The sequence below is a fragment of the Streptomyces venezuelae genome (assembly GCF_008642315.1).
GTDB lineage: Bacteria > Actinomycetota > Actinomycetes > Streptomycetales > Streptomycetaceae > Streptomyces > Streptomyces venezuelae_D.
Genome location: NZ_CP029192.1, coordinates 3,452,143 through 3,474,227, shown reverse-complemented (window position 1 = coordinate 3,474,227; position 22,085 = coordinate 3,452,143). Strand labels below are relative to the sequence as shown.

The window sequence follows — 22,085 nt, the reverse complement described above, 5'->3', positions numbered from 1 at the left end:
AACCCACCCCTGCGCTGCGAGAGAGCCCTATGTGAGGCCCAACACATCGGAAGCTACCGCAGCCCACTGACAACGGCCCCCGGAGTGGGAAAACCCGCAGGTGAAAACAGGGGGCGGGCCAGGAGTCAGCAGGAGCGGGCCACGAGCGTGCGCCGCTCCTGCGCCCGCGCCGCGCGCGACCCCCACACCGTCACCGACACGACGCCGAGCACCGCGAGGAGGCCGAGCCCGACCGTCCCGGCCCAGCCGCCCGCGTGGAAGGCGACCGCGCCGAGCGTGCCGCCGGCGCTGGAGCCCAGGTAGTACGCGGACTGGTAGAGCGCGGACGCCTGCGCGCGCCCGGCCGTCGCCGTCCGGCTCACCGACGAGGACGCGACCGCGTGCCCCGCGAAGAACCCGGCCGTGATCAGAACCAGCCCCAGCAGCACCAGGACCAGCGAAGGGGAGAGGGAGAGCAGCAGCCCGCCCGCCGTCGTGCTCACCGCCAGGTACAGCGCGCCGCGCCGCCCGAGTCGCGTCACGAGCCGCCCGGCGGCGGCCGACGAGACCGTGCCGACGAGGTAGACCAGGAAGATCGAGCCGATGACGCCCTGCGGCAGTGAGAACGGTGCCTCCGTGAGGCGGTACCCGATCACCGTGTAGACCGCGCCGAACACGGTCATGAACAGCGCCCCGATCGCGTACAGCCTGCACAGGAGCGGGTTCGACAGATGCGTGCGCACCGTGCGCGCGAGCGACCTGGGGCTGAGCGGGCCCGGGGCGAAGTGCCGGGGCGCGGGCAGCAGTACGCGGAAGGCGACCGCGCACAGCACCGCGACGACGCCGACCACACCGACGGCCGCGCGCCACCCCCAGGCCTGCGCCACCCAGCCCGTGACGATGCGCCCGCTCATCCCGCCGATGGAGTTGCCCGCCACGAACAGGCCGATCGCGGCGACCAGAGCCTTGGGCCGCACCTCTTCGGCGAGGAACGCCATGGCGGACGCGGGGAGCCCCGCGAGGGCCGCGCCCTGCACCGCGCGCAGCGCGATCAGCACCTCGACCGACGGGGAGAAGGGGACGAGGAGCCCGACGGCGACGGCGACGGTGAGGGAGGCGGTCATCATCGTGCGCCGCCCGTAGCGCTCGCTGAGCGCGCTCAGCGGCAGGACGAACAGGGCCAGTGCGCCCGTGGCACCCGACACCGTCCAGCTCGCCGTGCTCGCGCTCACGCCGAAGTCGGCGGAGACGAGGGGGAGGAGAGCCTGCGTGGAGTAGAGGAGGGCGAAAGTGGCGACGCCGGCGAGGAAGAGCGCGAAGCTCATCCGGCGGTAGCCGGGCCCGCCCGGGGTCAGTCGGGTATCGGCATCGGGGGACGGCGGGGCGGGGGCGACCGCATGGGTGACGGACGCCCCGCTACTGGCAGCAGGCATGTCCAGAAACGTACGACTGGATTTTTGATGCGTCCAATGCATGGAAACCCCATAATCGTTCCCATGCAGCATCAGCACAGGTCACAGCCGCATGTGTCACAGAACAGTGACGCGCAGGACATCGTGACGCTGCTCGCGCCACGCCTCGCGTACTTCGCGGGGGTCGCCCGCACCGAGCACGTGACACGCGCCGCCGAGCAGCTGCGGATCCCCCAGTCGACGCTGTCCCGCGCCCTCGTCCGGCTCGAACGCGACCTCGGCGTCGACCTGTTCGCGCGCCGCGGCCGCACGGTCTCGCTCACCCCGGCGGGCCGCACCTTCCTCACCTCGGTCGAGCGGGCCCTCGGCGAGGTGGAGCGCGCCGCCGAGTCCGTCCGCGCCGACGCCGACCCGGCCTCAGGCAAGGTCGCCTTCGGCTTCCTGCACACCATGGGCTCGGAGACGGTCCCGGGACTGATCCGCGCCTTCCGCGCCGACCACCCGCGCATCCGCTTCAGCCTCGTCCAGAACTACGGCGAGGCGATGCTGGAGCGGCTGCGCGCGGGCGAGCTCGACCTCTGCCTCACCTCACCCGTGCCCGACGCACCCGACCTGGTCGCCCGCCGCCTCGACGAGCAGCGCCTGCGCCTGGTCGTCCCCGACGACCACCGCCTCGCGTCCCGCAAGCGGGTCCGCCTCGCCGAGACCGCCGAGGAGGCGTTCGTGACCCTGGAGCCCGGGTACGGCCTGCGCCGCATCACGGACGACCTCTGCCGCGAGGCGGGCTTCAAGCCCCGTATCGCCTTCGAGGGCGAGGAGGCGGAGACGCTGCGCGGCCTGGTCGCGGCGGGCTTGGGCGTGGCCCTGCTGCCGCCGCCCGCGGTGCCGCGCCCGGGGGTGGTGGAGCTGACGGTGACGGGGCAGCGGGCGGTGCGCGAGATCGGCGTGGCCTGGCTGGACGGCCACCCGGACACGCCACCGGTGGCGGCGTTCAAGCAGTTCCTGCTGAGCAGGAAGGGCAAGCTGCTGCCGCAGATGGGATCGGACCCGGAGGCGGATGTCAGCCCGTCCGGCGCTTGAGGACGAACTCGGCGGAGCCGGTGATCGACGGAGCTCCGTCGCCGGGTCACCTTCGAAGCGACCGTCCAAAGCCGGAGGCCAACGGCATGCGCAGCCCCAGCGGCGGCGGAGCCGCCAACGCGTCCTCCAAGGGGCGGGCGAAGTCCGCACCGAACAGCGTCCCCATCACGAAGTCCGAGGCGAGCGCCAGGACTTCGGCCTGATGCTGGTGCAGCCGGTGCCCGTCCGAGTGCACCTCGAAGCGGCACACGTCCCGGTTCGCCTTCTTCGCCCGCTCCGCGAGCCGGAACGACAGCTCGGGATCGGTCCGTTCGTCGTTCGTGCCGTGCACGATGAGCACCCGCCGCCCCGCGAGCTGCTTCACCGGCTCGGGCGGTGCCGCCACATCGTCCTCGGGCAGCCAGGGCGCCATCGCCAGAACGGAGTTGACGGCCGCGTGCCCGCCCGCGCGCAGCGCCGCCCGGCCGCCCATGTCCACGCCGGCCAGGCAGACGGGGACGTCGCCGTAGAGACGTACGATTTCGTCGGCCGCCCAGGTCGTGTCGCGGGCCAGCTCCGCCTGCGCGCCGTTCCACCCCCGGCAGCGGTAGTGCACGACGTGCGTGACGAGCCCCGCCTCCCGGCCGTCCTGGGCCAGCCTGCGGCCCAGCGCGCGCACCCCGGTCCCCGCCAGCGGCGACGGCCTGCGGCTGGAGGACTCCGCGCCGCCGGGGAGCAGGAGCACCACTCCGCCCACCGCCGAAGGCGCCGTACCGATCACACGCCCGAGCCTGGCCGCGCCCGCCGGCCCCGCGGTCCCTTCCTGTGCCATGACAGAACAGTGTCAGAAGCCATGGTGTACGCCACCCTTCCGCAGGGTCACTGTTACGTATCGACCAGTGAGTTCTACGCGCGTAGGCGCTAGAGTGCCGAAATGACGAGCCAGACACACACGACCGGTCACACGGACCGTGAAACGCCCAGCGCCGAGCAGATCCGCCGCGCCCCCAAGGTGCTCCTCCACGACCACCTCGACGGCGGCCTGCGCCCCGGCACGATCGTCGACCTCGCCCGCGAGAACGGGTACGGGGGCCTGCCCGAGACCGACCCCGACAAGCTCGGGATCTGGTTCCGCGAGGCTGCCGACTCCGGCTCCCTGGAGCGGTACCTGGAAACCTTCGCCCACACCTGCGCGGTGATGCAGACGAAGGACGCCCTCAAGCGCGTGGCCGCCGAGTGCGCCGAGGACCTCGCCGAGGACGGCGTCGTCTACGCCGAGATCCGGTACGCCCCCGAGCAGCACCTGGAGCAGGGCCTCACCCTCGAAGAGGTCGTCGAGGCCGTCAACGAGGGCTTCCGCGAGGGCGAGCGCCGCGCGAAGGAGAACGGCCACCGCATCCGCGTGGGCGCCCTCCTCACCGCGATGCGGCACGCCGCCCGCGCCCTGGAGATCGCCGAACTCGCCAACCGCTACCGCGACTCGGGCGTCGTCGGCTTCGACATCGCGGGCGCCGAGGCCGGGTTCCCTCCCACCCGCCACCTCGACGCCTTCGAGTTCCTGAAGCGCGAGAACAACCACTTCACGATCCACGCGGGTGAGGCCTTCGGCCTGCCGTCGATCTGGCAGGCCCTGCAGTGGTGCGGCGCCGACCGCCTCGGCCACGGCGTGCGCATCATCGACGACATCCAGGTCGCCGACGACGGCACCGTCCGCCTCGGCCGCCTCGCGTCGTACGTACGGGACAAGCGCATCCCGCTGGAGCTCTGCCCCACCTCCAACCTGCAGACGGGCGCCGCCACTTCCTACGCGGAGCACCCCATCGGCCTGCTGCGCAAGCTGCACTTCCGCGCGACCGTGAACACCGACAACCGCCTGATGTCCGGCACCAGCATGAGCCGCGAATTCGAGCACCTGGTCGGCACGTTCGGCTACTCGCTCGACGACATGCAGTGGTTCACAGTCAATGCGATGAAATCAGCATTCATTCCTTTCGATGAACGACTGGCCATGATCAACGACGTGATCAAGCCCGGTTATGCCGAGCTGAAGTCCGAATGGCTGTTCCGCCAGACCGTCTCGACCAGCGCTTCTGTGGAGAGCTGACGGAATGACGTCCGCGTCGTACGACGCGTGAGCGGCCGGGGTGCGCACACCCCGGCCGCTCTCCTTTTTGCGCCCGGCCCGTGATTCGGACTGCTTACGGTCGTTGAACCGCTCAAACCCCCCTCCCCACATCCGTAAGCAAAGACGCAAGGACGCATTGAAGATGAAGCAGTCTGCCGCCAAGTCCCTCGGTGTCGCCGCTCTCGGCGCCGCTTTCGCCGCCGCGGGCGCCGGTGCCGCGAACGCCGCCCCCGCCGTCGCCGACCCCGCGGCCGCGCTCGGCCCCGTCTCCTCCGTGGTCCCGGCCGCCGGCGCCACCGAGTCCCTGTCCGCCGGACAGAACGCCATCGGCAGCGGCCTGAACGCCGCCCAGCCCGTGCTCGAGAACGTCTCGGGCCCCAAGCCGGGCGGCCCGACCTCGCCCGTCTCCGGCCTGCTCGGCGGCCTGCCCCTCGGCGGCAGCGGCGTCAACGGCCTGCCGCTCGGCTGACCGGACCCCGTCCGAACGCCCGATGGGGCGTCCCCTCCGCGGAGGGGACGCCCCATCGTCGTGTCGCGGTCATCCGGCCGCGGCCGAGGTCACCAGGCCTGACGGGCCTTATCCTCCGAGGGCAGCAGGAACCACAGCGCGATGTAGAGCAGGAACTGCGGGCCGGGCAGCAGGCACGAGACCACGAAGATCACGCGCATCGTCGCCGCGGACGTGCCGAAGCGCTTGGCGAGGGCTGCGCACACTCCGCCGATCATCCGGCCGTGGGTGGGGCGGGCAAGGGCGGTCATGTCGGGCTCCTTCGTGAACCGTAGGTCTGGGGACTTCCGTGTACCCCGATAGGACGACAGTACGTTCACGAACCGGGTCAAAGCATCGCTCTACGGTGCGATACCGACCCTGGGAATCGTCGGGGTCGGACCCTGAGACGTGTCCTCCCGGTGGAGGGCCACACAGGTCCTGCCGTCGCCACCGCGACGGAGCCGCGCCCTGGCCGCGGGCACGACCGCGACATGCGCGAGGGCCACCCCGAAGGTGTTCAGGAGCAGCGAGTCGATGTCGACGACCTGACCGGGCACCCCGGTCTGCAGCAGCTCGATGCCGAGCGACAGCATCGCCCCGGCCGCGACCGTGCGCACCAGCGAACCCCACGGCGATACCACGAGCCGGCCGCCGGCCAGCGGAAGCAGCACCCCGAGCGGGGCGAGCAGCAGCACGCTCTCGCCGATCCGGCGGGCCGCCTGCAGACCGCCCAGCGCCAGGTCCGCCTTGATCCCGGCGAGCGGCTCCATGTTCGCGGCGCTCACCCAGGGCACGTCCAGCGGGCGCAGCGTGATCCACCCGACGAGCAGAAGATGTGCGACGAGGAGGAGTCCCCCCGCCGCACGGAAGCGGATGGCGGCACCGTGGCCGCCCGAGCCTTGAAGCACGCCCCCCAAGACGCCGCGGGCGGCAGGATCGGTTCCGTGTACCCGGCGCCGGTTACTCGACGGTTTGCACAGGCGGAGCCACGGTCCCGGGCCGGGAGCGCACCTCCGGAGTGCACTCGTAGCGCCGCAGGGGGCTGTCTCCGGGGCCGCCCATGGCCACCGTGCCGTCGTCCGACGACGCGTTGTCGGCCAGCGTGCACACGGTCTGCGCGAGCGCGAACGTCGACAGGTTCTCCGGCGCCGTGCTCAGCCGCAGCGCCTCGGCCGGGTCGCCCTTGCGGGGCCCGGAGGCGGTGGTGCCGCGGCGCACGTCCGTGGCGAAGCCCGCCTGCTTCTCCTCGTCCGACGGGGCCTTCGCCAGCTCGTCGAGGAGCGCCTGCGCGATGCGCACCCGGTCGGTGGTCGCCTTGTCCGTGGGCAGCTGCACGGTGCGGTCGACGGTCACCAGCTGCGCCGCGCACACCAGGAAGACCTCCACCGGCACCCCGCTGCCCGCCTGCGACGCGATGGTCGAGCCCGACATCACACACGGCACCCGCGAAGGCGCCGCACCGTAGTCCGTCGGCACCTCGGTCGTCCTGATCCCGCACCCCGCGAGCACGGCGGCGAGCCCCACGACGGCGGCCGCGGCACGGATACGACGCCCCTTCACGCCTGGCCCCCTTCCGTACGCCCGTCCTCGTCGCCCGCCTCGTCCTCGGCCCGCTCCCCGTCGCGCGGCAGCCACAGCGTGAAGACCGCGCCGCCCTCCGGCGAGTTGGCGGCGGTGATCTCGCCGCCGTGGATGTGCGCGTTCTCCAGCGCGATGGACAGGCCGAGGCCACTGCCCTCGGACCGCGGCCGGGACGCGGACGCCTTGTAGAAGCGGTCGAAGACGTGCGGCAGCACGTCCTCCGGGATACCGGGGCCGTGGTCGCGTACGGCGATGACCAGCTGCGCGTCCTCCAGCCGGACCGACACCTCCACCGGGGAGCCGCCGTGCTTGAGGGCGTTGCCGATGAGGTTCGCCAGGATCACGTCGAGGCGTCGCGGGTCGAGGCGGACCATGATGCCGCGCTCGGCGTCCAGCTCGACCGCGTCCAGCCAGGCCCGCGCGTCGATGCACGCGGTGATCTGGTCGGCGATGTCCACGTCGTCCAGGACCAGGCGCGCGGTCCCCGCGTCGAAGCGGGTGACCTCCATGAGGTTCTCCACGAGGTCGTTCAGGCGGCGGGTCTCGCTCACCACGAGGCGTACGGCCGGCTCGATCATCGGGTCCACGGACCCCGTCTCCGCGTCGAGCTCCTCCTCCAGGACCTCCGTCACGGCGGTGATCGCGGTCAGCGGGGTGCGCAGCTCGTGCGACATGTCGGCGACGAAACGCCGGGACGCCTCGTCACGGGCGCTCATGTCGGCGACCTTCTTCTCCAGGTTCTCCGCGGTCCTGTTGAACGTACGGGACAGGTCGGCGAGCTCGTCGGTCCCGGACACCCGCAGCCGCGTGTCCAGCTTCCCCTCGCCGAGCCGCCGCGCCGCGACACCCAGCCGGTGCACGGGCTTCAGCACGGTCGTCGCGGCGGCCTGCGCGAGCAGCGCGGAGCCGATCAGCGCGAGGCCCGTGGCGATGGCCAGGGACCAGCCCAGCGAACTCAGATCCTTCGCCTCCGGCTCCAGGGACTTGAGCATGTAACCGGTCGGGCCGCCGCCGATGACCTTGGCGCCGCCCACCAGATGCGGGGTCCCGTGGTCGGCGGTCCGCTGCCAGTACAGGTGGTACGGGCTCTTGTTGCCGGAGGTCAGCGGCTGCTTCTTGTTCACCGCCTTCTGCAGCGAGGCCGGCACCTTGGCGAGGGTGAAGGCGTCCAGGTCGGAGTAGCCGACGAGCTGGCCGCCGCCCTTCTTCTCGGCGACCAGGAGCACGCTGTAGCGCTGGCTGCTGTTCGCCATCTGCTCGGCGGTCGCCTGCAGTTCGGCCTGCGATACGTCGGCGGGCAGCGCGCCCGCACGGTTCTGCATCTGCTGCCTGAAGTCCTTGAGCGCCGCGTCCTGCGCGCGCGTGAGCACCGCCTCGCGGTTGAGCCAGTACGCGATGCCGGACGCGGAGACCGCCGCGGTGAGCGCCACGAGCCCGAACACCACGACCAGCCGCAGCCGCAGACTCGTGAAGCGCAGACCCGCCAGTATCGCCTTGCGCGCCGCGGGCAGGCCGCGGAGCTTGTCGTGCGGTTTGGTCACTGAGGCGTGTCCAGCCGGTAGCCGACGCCGCGCACCGTACGGATCAGGGTCGGCGACGAGGGCACGTCCTCGACCTTGGCGCGCAGCCGCTGCACGCACGCGTCCACGAGCCGCGAGTCGCCGAGGTAGTCGTGCTCCCACACCAGCCGCAGCAACTGCTGCCGCGACAGGGCCTGGCCCGGCCTGCGGCTCAGCTCCAGGAGCAGCCGCAGCTCGGTGGGCGTGAGCTGCAGGTCCTCGCCGTTCTTCGTGACGGTCATCGCGGCCCGGTCGATGACCAGCGAACCGAACGTCGCCGCGTCGTTCGCCTCGCGCTCGCCGCGCCGCAGCACGGCACGGATGCGGGCGTCCAGGACCCGGCCCTGCACGGGCTTGACCACATAGTCGTCGGCACCGGACTCCAGGCCGACGACAACGTCGATGTCGTCGCTGCGCGCGGTGAGCAGGATGATCGGCAGCTGGTCGGTGCGCCGGATGCGACGGCACACCTCGAAGCCGTCGATGCCCGGCAGCATCACATCCAGCACGATCAGGTCGGGCCGCTGCTCGCCGAGCAGCTTCAGACCGTCCTCGCCGGTGGCAGCAGTGGCCACCCGATGCCCCTGGCGCGTGAGTGAAAGCTCCAGGGCCGTCCGGATGGCGTCGTCGTCCTCGATCAGCAACAGGGAAGGCACGGACGTCATTCTGTCCCATGCCATGGCTCCAGTTCGACTGCCGGAGCCTCCCCGCGTCCGTAATGAGCAGGTGAAGGCCCGCACCCACACGTGACCTTCACAGGTGGAAGACCTCCCCGACCCCTGTGACAGGCCTGTGACAGTCGACGGACAACGCCATGAAGTCACTGCGGCAGAGTTTTGGTCACACGGAAGAAGCCGGACTCCACCGACGGGGGGCGCAAGATGAATACGCTGCACAGCACCAGCTCGAGCGCAGTTGTCACGCGTCTCCACGACGTCGTGCGGGGGTCTGAGAAGTCCGGTGCCGTGAGCGGGCGGGGGTGCGCTCGCGGCACCGGGCGTCAGCACACCGGATTCATGACGGTGGTCGACGCCGGCAAGGCTCACGGGGGAGCCGCGTACGGGGAGGAATCGGGAGAGCGGAAGTCGCTGTCGGAGGCGGAGTTCACCGCCTACGTCCAGGAACGCCGCGCCTCCCTGTACGCAACCGCCTACCACCTGACCGGTGACCGTTTCGAGGCCGAGGACCTCCTCCAGAGCGCCCTCTTCTCGACGTACCGCGCCTGGGACCGGATCAGTGACAAGGCCGCGGTCGGGGGCTACCTCCGCCGCACCATGACGAATCTGCACATCAGCGCGTGGCGCCGCCGCAAGCTGAACGAGTACCCGACCGAGGAACTGCCGGAGACGGTGGGCGACACGGACGCGATGCGCGGCACGGAGCTGCGCGCGGTTCTCTGGCAGGCCCTGGCTCGCCTCCCCGAACTGCAGCGCACGATGCTCGTGCTCCGCTACTACGAGGGTCGTACGGACCCCGAGATCGCGGACATCCTCGACATCAGTGTCGGCACGGTGAAGTCGAGCATCTGGCGGTCGCTCCGCCGGCTGCGCGAGGACGAGGTCCTCAGCTTCGGCCGTGACGAGGAGGAGTCCTTCGGCGAGCTGGTGGCCTGAGGGGCGGGGGAAAACGGGGGAAGTACGGGGGCCGCCGCTCCGGGGGGTTGCGGCGGATGCACGGGGGACCCCACGGGGGAAACAAGTGGAGGACCGGAAGGCCGGGGGGTCTTTCCGGTCCCTCTGCTTTTTCCCCGCTGCCAAGAGGCCTGGGCCGCTCTACGAAGAGGCCTGGGCCCGCGCCTTCACGCACCGGCCCGCAGCCGCCGCCGCGACCCGGCCCAACGCCTCGTCCTTCGCGCAGGGATGGGCGCCCAGTGCGGTCTGCCGCGCCACGATGGCGCGCTCCGCCCGCATCAGCCGCCAGCCGCGCCGCAGCAGGAACGGCACCGACTTGCGCCCCTCCCGCAGATCCCGCAGCAGCCGCCGCCGGAACGTCGTCGAGGGCCGCCCCCGCAGACAGATCGCGTCGGCCAGCACGCCGATCTCCCTGCACCGCTCCACGATGTCCGCCGCGAAGATGCCCTCGGCGACGAAGAGCGGCGTGCGCTCGATGTCCAGGGCCTCCTGCCCGACGCGCGCACTGATCGAGATGTCGTACACCGGCACCTTCGTGCGCCCCGTCCGGCACAGTTCCGCGATCGCGGCGACGGCCACGTCGGCGTCCCAGGAGTCCGGGGAGTCCCAGTCGATGTCCGAACTGCCCGGCACCACCGGCAGCGTGGGGTCGCCGGCTTCCTTGTAGAAGTCGTCCAGACACAGCACGGGCAGCCCCGAGCGCGCGGCGAACGACGACTTCCCCGAGCCGGACGGGCCCGTCAGCAGCACGACGCGGGTCGGTATCGGGGGATGGGAACCCAATTCTCTGAGCCTTTGCAGCCGGAGTGGACCGCATCTCCCGACACGGCGCGTCCGTGTGGACGGGAGCCATTATCAACCGAGGCGTCGGGGATGAGGCTCCCCCGTCGCGTTCCTCGCCGCCGCACGCGCCGCCACGCCGGTGGGCCTTGGTTTCGACACGCCCCGTCAACTACGCTACGTGCTCGCTCGATTACCCTACGACGCACGGATGTGAGCGGTACCCATGGCACGACACGCAGTGAAGAAGCTCCCCCGGTCCGGCTCGCGCGCGTTGTTGCGGGCGGGGCTCACCGTGACGGCGGCGGGTGCGGCGCTCGGGGTGGGGGGCACGGCCGCTGCCGGTGCGGTGGAGCCGGGGCCCTCGGCTTCGCCGCTTCAGGGGTTGTCCACGGCGGTGCACCACTCGGCGGCGGGCGGGCTCGGTCCGGTCAAGGACCTGCAGCTGGACCCGCTGGCCAACACCAGCGCCGACCCGCTCGACAACACGCTCGGCACGCAGGTCGCGGACTTCAAGCCGGTGAACACGGGCTTCGTCACCGGGCCGCTGACCTCGGGCGGTTCGCTGGCCGACCTGCCGGTGGTGGGCGGGGCGACGAAGCTGCTGCCGAGCTAGGGCCTGTGTCGGAAGTCCCGCCTGTCCCGCGGCGCCCGGCACGCATTCCCCCACGCCTGAAGGGCGTGGGGGACCCCCAGCGGCGCTGTCGGGTCGTCCCGATACGACCAGTATCGGGGCGACCCTCCGCCTTGCGATCGCACGCACCGGACGCCGCGGGGTCCGCCCTCCGGGCGGACGACGGGACTTCCGGCACAGGCCCTAGTCGGCGGGCGCCGCGGCCTTCCGCTCGGTCCGCAGCGGCACTTCGCGGATCAGCCGGGCCGCCGCGAGCGCGAGGGCGCACAGCGCGGCTGTGCCGGCCATGACGCCGTGCAGCCCGCTGGTGACCCCGGCGCGGAAGGCGTCCCGTGCGGGCTCGGGGAGGCCGTGCAGGAGTGCGGGGGTCAGCTCGCCGCCCGCGAGGCGCTCGCCGTCCGGGCCGAGCCGATTCGTGAGGGTGCCGGTCAGGCGGCCGGTGTGGAGGGAGCCGAGGACCGCGACGCCGAGCGAGCCGCCGATGGTGCGCAGGAGCGCGTTGGTGCCGCTGGCGGCGCCCATGTCGCGCGGCTCCGCGCTGTTCATGGTGATGAGGAGCGAGGGCTGCAACAGGCAGCCGAGGCCCGCGCCGAGGACGAACGTCAGCGCGGACGCCACGGCCGCGGGGGTGTCCACGCCGACCGTCAGAAGGGCCAGGGCGCCCGCCGTGGCGACGGCGGCGCCCGCGATCGGATACGCCCGGTACCTGCCGCCCTTGCCGACCGCCCGGCCGATGTACAGCTGCGCGCCCATCATGCCCAGCATCAGCGGGAGCAGCAGCAGCCCGCTCTCCGTCGACGACATGCCGTGGACGAACTGCAGGTACTGCGGCAGGTAGCCGGCCGCCCCCAGCATCGCCGCGCCGGCCAGGAAGGTGAGCACCTGGGCGAGCGTGAAGTTGCGGTCGCGGAACAGGCGGGGCGGGACGACGGGTTCGGGGGCGCGCCGCTCCACGCGGGCGAACGCGGCGAGCGAGGCCGCGGCGAGCAGGGCGAGGCCGCCGATCTGCGGCGACAGCCAGTCGTACGTCGTGCCGCCCCAGGTTCCGAGCAGCGTCAGCGCCAGGATGCCCGCCGTCAGGAGTGCGGCGCCCGCGTAGTCGATCCGGGCCGTGCCGCGCTCGCCGCGCAGCCGGACGAGGAGGCCGACGAGCAGGAGCGCGACGGCGCCGACGGGCACGTTGACGTAGAAGACCCAGCGCCAGTCGAGGTGGTCGGTGAGGAAGCCGCCGAGGAGCGGGCCGCCGATCATCGCGACGGGCAGCATGACGCCGATCATCGACTGTGAGCGCCCTGCCTGCGCGGGCGTCAGGAGTGTCCCCATGAGGGCCATCGCGCCGACGAACAGGCCGCCCGCGCCGAGTCCCTGGAGGGCGCGGAACGCGATCAACTGCTCCATGTTCCGGGCGAGTCCGCAGAGCACGGAGCCCGCGAGGAAGACCGTGATCGAGGTGAGGTAGCTGCCCTTGCGGCCGTAGAGGTCGCCGATCTTGCCCCAGATGGGGGTGGAGACGGCGGCGGTGAGCAGGTAGGCCGTCACCACCCATGAGAAGTGTCCGAGGCCGCCGAGTTCGCCGACGATCGTCGGGAGCGCGGTGCCGACGATGGTGCCGTCGAGCGTGGCCAGGACGATGCCGAGCAGGAGGCCGAGGACGGCGAGCCGGGAGGGCGGGGGCGGGCTCTCCTGGGGTGCGGGCGGCGGGGCCGCTGGGGTGGTGGGCGGGGTGGTCTCCGTGCGCTGTTTCATGGCGTCCTCGCTGTGGGTGACGTGACGTCAGGCGGCGTACGGGCGGGCCGTCCTGGCCTTGCGCAGGGCCTGCGCCCACCAGGCGAGCTGGTCGAGCATGGTCTTGACCGCGGAGTCGCTCGCCGGTGCCGTCATCTCCTGCTTCTCGTCGAAGAGGCCCCAGGCGTCGTGCAGGCTGACGGTGTTGCGGATCGTCATGGTGTTCAACTCGGCCATGACGACGCGGAGATGCTCGACCGCGCGGAGGCCGCCGGAGACGCCGCCGTAGGAGACGAAGCCGATCGGCTTGGCGTGCCACTGCTCGTTGTGCCAGTCGATGGCGTTCTTCAGGGACGCCGGATAGCTGTGGTTGTACTCCGGCGTGATGAAGACGAACGCGTCGGCCGCGGCCAGGCGCGGGCTGACCAGCGCGAGCGCCTCGGTCGTGTCGGGTGCGGGCGGCTGCCCGAAGGCGGGCAGGACCGTGGGCAGCGGGGTCTCGGCCAGATCGACGACGTCCACCTCCATGTCGTCGCGCTGGTCGAGGTGGCCCTTGATCCAGCGGGTGACGACGGGTGCGAAGCGGCCCTCGCGGGTGGAGCCGACGAGGATCGCGACGCGGAGTGCGGTGGGACGAGGTGCGGGTGTGGGCATGAGGTTCCCCCGGAGTGCGGAATGTGTACGGCGTATCGTTCGCGTACAACGTACACATCGATGTGTACGGCGTCTACAAGGGATACGGTGTACGCATGGCAGCACAGAAGAAGGCCGAGCCCGAGGTCACGCTCTGGGAGCGCATGGAGCGCCCCGCGGCAGCGCAGCGCACCGCCCTGACGCCGCAGAAGATCGCGGAGGTCGCGGTGAAGGTCGCCGACGCCGAGGGCTTCGCGGCCGTCACCATGCGCCGCCTCGCCACCGAGCTGGGCGTCGCGCCCATGGCCGCGTACCGCCACGTCTCCGGCAAGGACGACCTGTGGGCGCTGATGGTCGACCGGGTCACCGCCGAGGTCGTCGTCCCCGAGGACGTGACCGGCTGGCGCGAGGTGCTGCGCGCGTACGCCGTCGGGAGCCGCGGCCTGATGCTGGCGCACCCCTGGCTCGCCCAGCTCCCCACGCCGCACTTCGCCCTGACGCCGAACCGGATGGCCATGGCTGAACGGCAGCTCGCGGCGCTGGAGAGCAACGGACTCGACGCCGACACGATCATGACGGCCTTCCGCACCGTCGGCGCCTATGTCCACGGCGTCGGCCAGTCGGAGGTGGCGCTGAGCCAGTTCATGGAAGACAACGGCTGGACCAGCGGCGACGAGACGCGCGCCGGACTCGCGCCGCAGATGATGTACCTGATGGGCACGGGCCGCTACCCGGCCTACCGGCGCTACGCCCTCGGGGCGGGCCGCAAGGACGACGCCGCCTGGCAGTTCGAGACGGGACTCGACTGTGTCCTGGACGGCATCGCGGTCCGGCTCGGCCTCGAACCGCGGGAATGAAGAAGCCCCGCGCCCCATAAGGGGCGCGGGGAACAGCGCGACCAGTTACGGCACACCCCGCGGGCGCCCGACGGCGTGGTGTGGCAAGCCCGGTGAAGCGCCTGGGGCCTGCGTCGGAAGTCCCGCCTGCCCCGCGACGCCCGGCACGCACGCCCGCGGCGTTGTCGGGTCGCGATCGCACGCACCGGACGCCGCGGGGCCCGCCCTCCGGGCGGACGACGGGACTTCCGGCACCAGGCCCTAGTAGGCGGAGCCGGACGCGCCCAGCGAACCCGTGGGGTGCCAGACCGTCTTCGTTTCCAGGAAGGCCGTCAGGCGGTGCGTGCCGGGGTCGGCCGCGAAGTCCACAGGCTGTGGACGCAGCACGCGCTTGAGGTTGTCCGCGGCCGCGATCTCCAGATCGCGGGCCAGCTCCGCGTCCGTGCCCGTCAGGTCGATCGCGTTGACGTCCTGGTGGGCGGCGAGCGGCGCCGCGATCTCGGCGGTCTTCCCGGTGAGGATGTTGACCACGCCGCCGGGGACGTCCGACGTCGCGAGGACCTCACTGAGCGAGAGCGCGGGCAGCGGCGACTTCTCGGAGGCGATCACCACGGCCGTGCTGCCCGTCGCGATGACCGGGGCGATCACCGAGACGAGGCCGAGGAACGACGACTCCTGGGGCGCGACGACCGCGACCACACCGGTCGGCTCCGGCGTCGACAGGTTGAAGAACGGGCCCGCGACCGGGTTCGCCCCGCCCACGATCTGGGCGATCTTGTCGGTCCAGCCCGCGTACCAGACCCAGCGGTCGATCGCCGCGTCCACCTGGGTGGCGGCCTTCGACTTGGAGATGCCCTCCGCGTCCGCCACCTCCCGCACGAACTGGTCCTTGCGGCCCTCCAGCATCTCCGCGACGCGGTAGAGGACCTGGCCGCGGTTGTACGCGGTCGCGCCCGACCAGCCGCCGAACGCCTTGCGCGCGGCGACGACCGCGTCACGGGCGTCCTTGCGGGAGGAAAGGGGCGCGTTCGCCAGCCACTTGCCCTTGGAGTCGGTCACCTCGTACACCCGGCCGCTCTCGGAACGCGGGAACTTCCCGCCCACGTACAGCTTGTAGGTCTTGAAGACACTGAGTCGGTCAGACATCGAGGTACGCCTCCAGGCCGTGCCGGCCGCCCTCGCGGCCGTGGCCCGACTCCTTGTAGCCGCCGAACGGCGAGGTCGGGTCGAACTTGTTGAATGTGTTGGCCCAGACGACGCCCGCCCGGAGCTTGTTCGCGACCGCGAGGATGCGCGAGCCCTTCTCCGTCCAGATGCCCGCCGAGAGCCCGTACTGCGTGTTGTTGGCCTTCGCGACCGCCTCGTCCGGCGTACGGAACGTGAGGACGGACAGCACCGGGCCGAAGATCTCGTCACGGGCGACGGTGTGCGCCTGCGTGACGTTGGTGAACAGCGTCGGCGCGAACCAGTAGCCGGACGAGGGGAGCTCGCACGGGGCCGACCAGCGCTCGGCGCCCTCCGCCTCGCCGGTCTCGGCGAGCGCGGTGATGCGGGCGAGCTGCTCGGCGGAGTTGATGGCGCCGATGTCGGTGTTCTTGTCCAGCGGGTCGCCGAGGCGGAGGGTGGAAAGGCGGCGCTTCAGGGCGTCGAGCACCTCGTCCTGGACCGACTCCTGTACGAGGAGACGCGAGCCCGCGCAGCAGACCTGGCCCTGGTTGAAGAAGATGCCGGTGACGATGCCCTCGACGGCCTGGTCGATGGGCGCGTCGTCGAAGACGATGTTGGCGCCCTTGCCGCCCAGTTCGAGCGTGACCTTCTTGTCCGTGCCCGCGACCTGGCGCGCGATGGCCTTGCCGACGGCGGTCGAGCCGGTGAAGGCGACCTTGTTCACGTCCGGGTGGGCGGTCAGGGCCGCGCCCGCGTCGCCGTACCCGGGCAGGATGTTGACGACGCCCTTGGGCAGGCCCGCCTGGCGGCAGATGTCCGCGAAGAACAGGGCGCTCAGGGGGGTCGTCTCGGCGGGCTTGAGGACGACCGTGTTGCCGGTCGCGAGCGCCGGAGCGATCTTCCAGGCCAGCATCAGGAGCGGGAAGTTCCAGGGGATGACCTGGCCCGCGACGCCGAGCGGGGCCGGGTTCGGCCCGTACCCGGCGTGGTCGAGCTTGTCGGCCCAGCCCGCGTAGTAGAAGAAGTGCGCGGCGACCAGGGGGAGGTCGGCGTCGCGCGTCTCCTTGATGGGCTTTCCGTTGTCCAGCGTCTCCAGGACGGCCAGTTCGCGGCTGCGCTCCTGGATGATCCGGGCGATGCGGAAGAGGTACTTGGCGCGCTCGGCGCCCGGCAGCGCCGACCACTTCTCGAAGGCCTTGCGGGCGGCCTTCACCGCGCGGTCCACGTCTTCGGAGGACGCCTGCGCGACCTCGGAGAGGACCTCTTCGGTGGACGGGGAGACCGTCTTGAAGACCTTGCCGTCGGCGGCATCGGTGAACTCGCCGTCGATGAACAGGCCGTAGCTCGGCGCGATGTCGACGACGGAGCGCGACTCGGGCGCCGGAGCGTACTCGAAGGGGGAAGTCATGGTGATCAGTCCACCGTCACGTAGTCAGGGCCGGAGTAGCGGCCGGTGGCCAGCTTCTGACGCTGCATGAGCAGGTCGTTGAGGAGCGAAGAGGCACCGAAGCGGAACCAGTGGTTGTCCAGCCAGTCGGGACCGGCCGTCTCGTTCACCAGGACGAGGAACTTCACCGCGTCCTTGGTGGAGCGGATGCCGCCCGCGGGCTTCACGCCGATCTGCACCCCGGTCTGCGCACGGAAGTCGCGGACGGCCTCCAGCATGAGCAGGGTGTTGGCCGGGGTGGCGTTGACGCCGACCTTGCCGGTCGAGGTCTTGATGAAGTCGGCGCCCGCGATCATGCCGATCCAGCTGGCGCGCTTGATGTTGTCGTACGTCGAGAGCTCGCCGGTCTCGAAGATGACCTTCAGGCGGGCGGTGCCGCAGGCCTCCTTCACGGCGCGGATCTGCTCGAACACCGTCATGTAGTCACCCGACAGGAACGCACCCCGGTCGATGACCATGTCGATCTCGTCGGCGCCCGCCGCGACGGCCTCGCGCACGTCGCCGAGCTTCACCTCGATCGCCGCGCGGCCCGCGGGGAAGGCGGTCGCGACGGACGCGACCTTCACGCCGCTGGTCCCGACGGCCTCCTTGGCGGTGGCGACCATGTCCGGATAGACGCAGACGGCCGCGGTGCGGGGGGTCTCACGGTCGGTCGGGTCCGGGTTCACGGCCTTCGCGCCGAGCGCCCGGACCTTGCCCGGGGTGTCGGCGCCCTCCAAGGTCGTCAGGTCGATCATCGAGATGGCCAGGTCGATGGCGTACGCCTTCGCCGTGGTCTTGATCGAACGGGTACCGAGCGAGGCGGCACGCGCCTCCAGGCCGACCGCGTCGACGCCGGGCAGCCCGTGAAGGAAGCGGCGGAGCGTGCTGTCGGACGCTGTCACGTCAGCGAATGCAGTGGGCATGGTCACGAGGGGAGCATATCTACGCGCGTAGCTGCTGTACAGGGGGAGTGCGGGGGGAGGGGCCGGGGCGCCCGGCCGGGCTTCAGGCAGAATCAGGGTATGAGCGACCCTCGAGACCCCGTGGCGGAGCCCGCCTACAAGGACCGCACCTTCCGGTCCCCGGCCGGCATCGCGGGCGGCGTCCTGCTGCTCGCCCTGGGCGCCTGGCTCGGCATCGACGCGGCGATCCGCGGCGAGGGCCGCACCCCGTGGCTCGCGCTCGCCGGACTGCTCTTCGCGGTGCCGCTGGTCGTCGCGTTCACCGTACGGCCCGTCGTGTACGCCAACGACGACCGCCTCCGGGTCCGCAACCCCTTCCGGACCATCACGCTGCCGTGGGCGTCCGTCGCGACGCTCCGCTCCGGCTACTCCAACGAGGTCCTCACCAACGACGGCACCAAGTTCCAGCTCTGGGCGATCCCCGTCTCGCTGCGCGGCCGCAAGAAGGCGGCGCGCAGGCAGTCGCAGGCCGCCGCCTCCGGCGACCCGACGGGCGGCCGCCCTTTCCTCGACCCCACCGCCCCGCCCACCCGCGCGTCGGGCGATCACTCCATGGACGAGCTCCGCGAACTCGCCGAACGGCAGGCCGCCGCGGAGTCCGCGCAGGGTGAGCCCGCGGTGCGCTGGGCGTACGAGATCGTGGCGCCGTGCGTGGCGGGAGCCGTGCTGCTCGCCGTGCTGCTGGCGGTGACCTGAGCGGTGACCTGAGGGTCGCTCGAAACGGGGGCGGGCGACCGGGGAGGCCGCCCGGCGTCGCTGCGCAGGCGGGGGTTCGAAGACAGGCTCTTACGGGGGCCGTGCCGGCCCATGAGCATGTGGCCGTCGCGTACCGCTGACATGAGTGCTGCTGTGGTCGGCAGCGTCGTGGGCGGGTGCGCCTTCGCGCGGTGGTGTCTTTATGGGGGGCCGTGCCAGCCCAGGAGCATGTGGCCGCCGCACACCGCCGACATGAGCGCCGCCGTGGTCAGCAGCGTCACGAGTACGTGTGACCTCGCGCGCGCCAGCGCCACGGCGATCGGCAGCAGCAGCGGGAAGCCGGGCAGCAGGAAACGGGCCCGTGGGAAGTAGACGCCGCTGCTGCCGAGCACGATCACGAGCAGCAGACCGCTGAAGACCAGCAGGGGCAGCGGCTGCCGGTCGCCCGCCGACAGCACGAACAGCACGACCGCGCCCAGCAGGACGACCGTCACCATCGCCACGAACAGCGCGGGCCGCTCGGTGACGAACAGGTCCCGCATCCGCCGGTACGTCGCGACGCCGCCGTCCCACTCGTTGCGCCACAGCTTCTGTACGGCGAAGTAGCCGTCCCAGCGGCCGAGGCGCAGGCCCACCCAGCCGACGTAGGCGAGCCAGCCGAGGGGGGCGACGAGGGCGCCGAGGAGGGGCCGGAGCGGCCGGGTGGCGGACGGGCGGCGCAGGGCGAGCAGCGCCGTCAGGGAGACCGCCGCGGCCACCGCCACCCCCGTGGGGCGCGTCAGGCCCGCCAGCGCGGCGAGGGAGCCCGCCCACAGCCAGCGCCCGCTGAGTACCGCGTACAGCGACCAGGCGCACAACGCCGTGAACAGGGACTCCGTGTAGCCCATCCACTGCACGAGCGCCACGGGCAGGCTGCCCCAGAGGACGGCGAGGACGACACCTGTCCTGCGGCCGTACAGCCGGTCGCCCACCGCGAAGATCCCCCACGCCGCGAGCAGCGAGGCGGCGACCGACACCGAGAGGCCCGCCGCGCCCCGCGGCAGCCACGGCGCGAGGGCGTCGCCCGCCCTGACGAGCAGCGGGTAGAGCGGGAAGAAGGCGAGGTTGTTGCCGTCGATGCGGGTGCCGAGCTCGTCGGCGTAGCCGTTCTGGGCGATCTTCAGGTACCAGTCGCAGTCCCACGACTCCATCAGCAGGTGCCGCACGCCGCGGTGGTCGCGGTGCGCCCACACGGTGAACACCAGCAGGCCGAGCGCGCGGACGGCCATGTACGCGGCCAGGGCGGGCCAGGCGTGGCGGAGGGCGTCGGCGGTGCGGGCCCGCAGGCGCGGGGGCGTGGGCGCGGTGCCGTGCGGGGTTCTGGACGCGGGTGCGGGGACGCGGGTGGGGGCGGCGGTCGAGGGCTCGGAGAATCCGTACGGCACTGCGGCGGCTCCCGGAACGTGAAAGTGCGCTACCGGTCGTCCCTTCCTGGGAAGACCGGCAGCGCACCGGGTCACTGCGGCAGTCGCTTCGCGGAACCACTCGGACGGGTGGTCCGAGGGGGCGGGTCCGGGTCCGAGCCCCGGGTCCGGGGCCGGGTCAGGGTCCGAGGTCCGGGTCCGGGGGCCGGGCGGCCGTGGTGGGGCGCGTCAGATGCCCGCTGCCGCGGAGAGGTCGCGCTTGAGCGCCGCGAGCAGCTCCGTCGCGCGGGCGTGGGACTCGGGCAGCGCGGCCTTGTCCGGCACCGGGACGACCACTTCGAGGTAGCACTTGAGCTTCGGCTCGGTGCCGCTCGGGCGGACGATGACGCGGGCGCCGTCGAGCGTGTAGCGCAGGCCGTCGGTGGGCGGCAGCGCCTCCGTGCCGCGCGTCAGGTCCTCCGCCTTCGACACGGCGAGGCCCGCGAGCTCCGTCGGCGGCTGCTCGCGCAGGCGGCGCATCGCGTCCGCGATCACGGACAGGTCCTCCACGCGCACCGACAGCTGGTCGGTGGCGTGCAGGCCGTGCTCCACGGCGAGGTCGTCGAGGAGGTCGAGGAACGTACGGCCCTCCTCCTTGAGCTCGGACGCGAGCTCCGCGAGCAGGAGCGCGGCGGTGATGCCGTCCTTGTCGCGGACGCCCTCGGGGTCCACGCAGTAGCCGAGCGCCTCCTCGTAGCCGTAGCGGAGGCCGTCGACGCGGGCGATCCACTTGAAGCCGGTGAGGGTCTCCTCGTACGGGAGACCCGCCTTCCCGGCGATCCGGCCGAGGAGGGAGGAGGAGACGATCGACTCGGCGAACGTGCCTTGGGCGCCGCGGTTGACCAGGTGGGCGGCGAGGAGTGCGCCCACCTCGTCGCCGCGGAGCATCCGCCAGTCGGTCTCGTCGGGACCGGTCTTGACCGCCGCCGCGCAGCGGTCCGCGTCCGGGTCGTTGGCGATGATCAGGTCGGGGGCGGGGGTGGTGCGGGCCGCCGTCGCGAAGGCCAGGTCCATCGCGCCCGGCTCCTCCGGGTTCGGGAACGCGACCGTGGGGAAGTCCGGGTCCGGCTCGGCCTGCTCGGCGACGAGGGTCGGCGCGGGGAAGCCGGCGCGGGCGAACGCGGCGAGGAGGGTGTCCTTGCCGACGCCGTGCATGGCCGTGTAGACGGCGCGGGCGGTGCGGGGGGAGCCCGGGGACAGGACGGCGTCCGTGCGGGCCAGGTAGGCCTCCAGGACGGCCTCGTCGAGGGTCTCCCAGCCGGAGTCGGGGCGGGGCACGTCGTGGAGGCTCGCGATCGCGTCGATCTCCGCCGCGATCTCCGCGTCGGCAGGCGGGACGATCTGGGAGCCGTCGCCGAGGTACACCTTGTAGCCGTTGTCGCGCGGGGGGTTGTGGCTGGCCGTGACCTCCACGCCCGCCGCGGCGCCCAGGTGCCTTATGGCGAAGGCGAGGACGGGGGTGGGGAGGGGGCGGGGGAGGACGGCGGCGCGGAGGCCGGCGCCGGTCATCACGGCGGCGGTGTCGCGGGCGAAGTCGGCGGACTTGTGACGGGCGTCGTAGCCGATGACGACGAGGCCGTCGGTCTGGCCCTTGCCCTTCAGGTACGCGGCGAGGCCGGCGGCGGCGCGGATGACCACGGAGCGGTTCATGCGCATGGGGCCTGCGCCGAGCTCGCCGCGGAGGCCGGCGGTGCCGAACTGGAGGGTGCCGGCGAAGCGGGTCTTCAGTTCGGTGATGTCTTCGGCGTCGATGAGCTTGCCGAGCTCTTCGCGGGTCTCCGGGTCCGGGTCCTCGGCGAGCCAGGACTGGGCCTGTGCGATGAGCTCTGAGGTGGCGGGGGTGTCGTCCTGCACGAGTTCTTCAGCCTCTCCTGTACGCGGTGTCTGGCGGGGCGCCTTGGGTTTTCGGTGGGTGCGGTGGGTGCGGTGGGTGCGGTGGGTGCGG

22 protein-coding genes are annotated in these 22,085 nt (G+C 72.1%); 7 read left to right on the top strand and 15 right to left on the bottom strand.

The window, feature by feature from the left end; genetic code table 11:
- Nucleotides 1-125: 125 nt before the first annotated feature.
- A complete protein-coding gene (locus tag DEJ48_RS14670) occupies nt 126-1,412 on the bottom strand; it encodes an MFS transporter (protein ID WP_150216547.1) in 1,287 nt (428 codons plus the stop codon).
- A gap of 63 nt (nt 1,413-1,475) precedes the next feature.
- Here DEJ48_RS14670 and DEJ48_RS14665 point away from each other — a divergent pair, with 63 nt between their 5' ends.
- A complete protein-coding gene (locus DEJ48_RS14665; RefSeq protein ID WP_150216546.1) occupies nt 1,476-2,471 on the top strand; it encodes a LysR family transcriptional regulator in 996 nt (331 codons plus the stop codon).
- A 46-nt stretch (nt 2,472-2,517) separates the two neighbouring features.
- On the opposite strand, the gene DEJ48_RS14660 is transcribed toward DEJ48_RS14665, so the two are convergent.
- Nucleotides 2,518-3,282: an alpha/beta hydrolase gene (locus DEJ48_RS14660; RefSeq protein ID WP_150216545.1), complete on the bottom strand. Its 765-nt coding sequence runs from the start codon at nt 3,280-3,282 to the stop codon at nt 2,518-2,520.
- 102 nt (nt 3,283-3,384) lie between these two features.
- On the opposite strand from DEJ48_RS14660, the gene DEJ48_RS14655 reads away from it, so the two are divergent.
- Complete coding sequence (locus tag DEJ48_RS14655) at nt 3,385-4,554, top strand: adenosine deaminase (protein WP_150216544.1); 1,170 nt, start codon at nt 3,385-3,387, stop codon at nt 4,552-4,554.
- 163 nt (nt 4,555-4,717) lie between these two features.
- Nucleotides 4,718-5,044 carry an ATP-binding protein gene (locus tag DEJ48_RS14650; RefSeq protein WP_150216543.1) on the top strand — a complete coding sequence of 109 codons (327 nt, stop codon included), beginning with the start codon at nt 4,718-4,720 and terminating at the stop codon, nt 5,042-5,044.
- An 89-nt stretch (nt 5,045-5,133) separates the two neighbouring features.
- Here the strand turns inward: DEJ48_RS14650 and DEJ48_RS14645 are convergent, their stop codons facing one another.
- From DEJ48_RS14645 to afsQ1, 5 genes are all read right to left on the bottom strand, one after another.
- Nucleotides 5,134-5,334 (bottom strand): PspC domain-containing protein, encoded by a 201-nt coding sequence (locus DEJ48_RS14645; protein WP_150216542.1) that lies wholly within the window; start codon nt 5,332-5,334, stop codon nt 5,134-5,136.
- A gap of 90 nt (nt 5,335-5,424) precedes the next feature.
- A complete protein-coding gene (locus DEJ48_RS14640; protein WP_223832046.1) occupies nt 5,425-5,973 on the bottom strand; it encodes a VanZ family protein in 549 nt (182 codons plus the stop codon).
- A gap of 52 nt (nt 5,974-6,025) precedes the next feature.
- Complete coding sequence (locus tag DEJ48_RS14635; RefSeq protein WP_150216540.1) at nt 6,026-6,625, bottom strand: hypothetical protein; 600 nt, start codon at nt 6,623-6,625, stop codon at nt 6,026-6,028.
- A complete protein-coding gene (locus tag DEJ48_RS14630; protein WP_411757455.1) occupies nt 6,622-8,286 on the bottom strand; it encodes an ATP-binding protein in 1,665 nt (554 codons plus the stop codon). Before DEJ48_RS14630 ends, DEJ48_RS14635 begins: the two co-directional genes overlap by 4 nt.
- Nucleotides 8,184-8,861, bottom strand: a complete 678-nt coding sequence (gene afsQ1, locus DEJ48_RS14625; protein WP_030779097.1) for a two-component system response regulator AfsQ1 — start codon at nt 8,859-8,861, stop codon at nt 8,184-8,186. The genes DEJ48_RS14630 and afsQ1 overlap by 103 nt, the downstream gene beginning before the upstream one ends.
- A 225-nt stretch (nt 8,862-9,086) precedes the next feature.
- Between afsQ1 and DEJ48_RS14620 the strand changes: the two genes are divergently transcribed.
- Nucleotides 9,087-9,818: a SigE family RNA polymerase sigma factor gene (locus tag DEJ48_RS14620; RefSeq protein WP_150216538.1), complete on the top strand. Its 732-nt coding sequence runs from the start codon at nt 9,087-9,089 to the stop codon at nt 9,816-9,818.
- A gap of 159 nt (nt 9,819-9,977) precedes the next feature.
- Here the strand turns inward: DEJ48_RS14620 and DEJ48_RS14615 are convergent, their stop codons facing one another.
- The gene (locus DEJ48_RS14615) at nt 9,978-10,619 is read right to left on the bottom strand and encodes an ATP-binding protein (protein ID WP_150216537.1); all 642 of its coding nucleotides are present in this window, start codon (nt 10,617-10,619) and stop codon (nt 9,978-9,980) included.
- A 223-nt stretch (nt 10,620-10,842) separates the two neighbouring features.
- Here DEJ48_RS14615 and DEJ48_RS14610 point away from each other — a divergent pair, with 223 nt between their 5' ends.
- Nucleotides 10,843-11,232 carry a hypothetical protein gene (locus DEJ48_RS14610; RefSeq protein WP_150216536.1) on the top strand — a complete coding sequence of 130 codons (390 nt, stop codon included), beginning with the start codon at nt 10,843-10,845 and terminating at the stop codon, nt 11,230-11,232.
- Nucleotides 11,233-11,433: 201 nt separating this feature from the next.
- Here DEJ48_RS14610 and DEJ48_RS14605 read toward each other — a convergent pair whose 3' ends face one another.
- Nucleotides 11,434-12,996, bottom strand: a complete 1,563-nt coding sequence (locus DEJ48_RS14605) for an MDR family MFS transporter (protein WP_150216535.1) — start codon at nt 12,994-12,996, stop codon at nt 11,434-11,436.
- Between the two features lie 27 nt (nt 12,997-13,023).
- Nucleotides 13,024-13,629 carry an NADPH-dependent FMN reductase gene (locus DEJ48_RS14600; protein ID WP_150216534.1) on the bottom strand — a complete coding sequence of 202 codons (606 nt, stop codon included), beginning with the start codon at nt 13,627-13,629 and terminating at the stop codon, nt 13,024-13,026.
- Nucleotides 13,630-13,724: 95 nt separating this feature from the next.
- Here DEJ48_RS14600 and DEJ48_RS14595 point away from each other — a divergent pair, with 95 nt between their 5' ends.
- On the top strand, nt 13,725-14,465 hold the full coding sequence (locus DEJ48_RS14595; RefSeq protein ID WP_150216533.1) for a TetR/AcrR family transcriptional regulator: 741 nt from the start codon (nt 13,725-13,727) through the stop codon (nt 14,463-14,465).
- Between the two features lie 240 nt (nt 14,466-14,705).
- Here DEJ48_RS14595 and DEJ48_RS14585 read toward each other — a convergent pair whose 3' ends face one another.
- The 3 genes from DEJ48_RS14585 to deoC are packed head-to-tail and all read right to left on the bottom strand — an operon-like array spanning nt 14,706 to nt 17,963.
- On the bottom strand, nt 14,706-15,590 hold the full coding sequence (locus DEJ48_RS14585) for an aldehyde dehydrogenase family protein (protein WP_150216531.1): 885 nt from the start codon (nt 15,588-15,590) through the stop codon (nt 14,706-14,708).
- Nucleotides 15,583-17,019 (bottom strand): aldehyde dehydrogenase family protein, encoded by a 1,437-nt coding sequence (locus DEJ48_RS14580; protein WP_150216530.1) that lies wholly within the window; start codon nt 17,017-17,019, stop codon nt 15,583-15,585. The genes DEJ48_RS14585 and DEJ48_RS14580 overlap by 8 nt, the downstream gene beginning before the upstream one ends.
- Nucleotides 17,020-17,024: 5 nt before the next feature.
- Nucleotides 17,025-17,963, bottom strand: a complete 939-nt coding sequence (gene deoC / locus DEJ48_RS14575) for a deoxyribose-phosphate aldolase (RefSeq protein ID WP_150221182.1) — start codon at nt 17,961-17,963, stop codon at nt 17,025-17,027.
- Nucleotides 17,964-18,062: 99 nt separating this feature from the next.
- On the opposite strand from deoC, the gene DEJ48_RS14570 reads away from it, so the two are divergent.
- Complete coding sequence (locus DEJ48_RS14570) at nt 18,063-18,698, top strand: PH domain-containing protein (protein ID WP_150216529.1); 636 nt, start codon at nt 18,063-18,065, stop codon at nt 18,696-18,698.
- Nucleotides 18,699-18,898: 200 nt separating this feature from the next.
- On the opposite strand, the gene DEJ48_RS14565 is transcribed toward DEJ48_RS14570, so the two are convergent.
- Both DEJ48_RS14565 and DEJ48_RS14560 read right to left on the bottom strand, forming a co-directional pair.
- A complete protein-coding gene (locus DEJ48_RS14565) occupies nt 18,899-20,122 on the bottom strand; it encodes a hypothetical protein (RefSeq protein ID WP_411757454.1) in 1,224 nt (407 codons plus the stop codon).
- Between the two features lie 207 nt (nt 20,123-20,329).
- Complete coding sequence (locus DEJ48_RS14560) at nt 20,330-21,994, bottom strand: phospho-sugar mutase (RefSeq protein WP_150216528.1); 1,665 nt, start codon at nt 21,992-21,994, stop codon at nt 20,330-20,332.
- Nucleotides 21,995-22,085 lie beyond the last annotated feature (91 nt).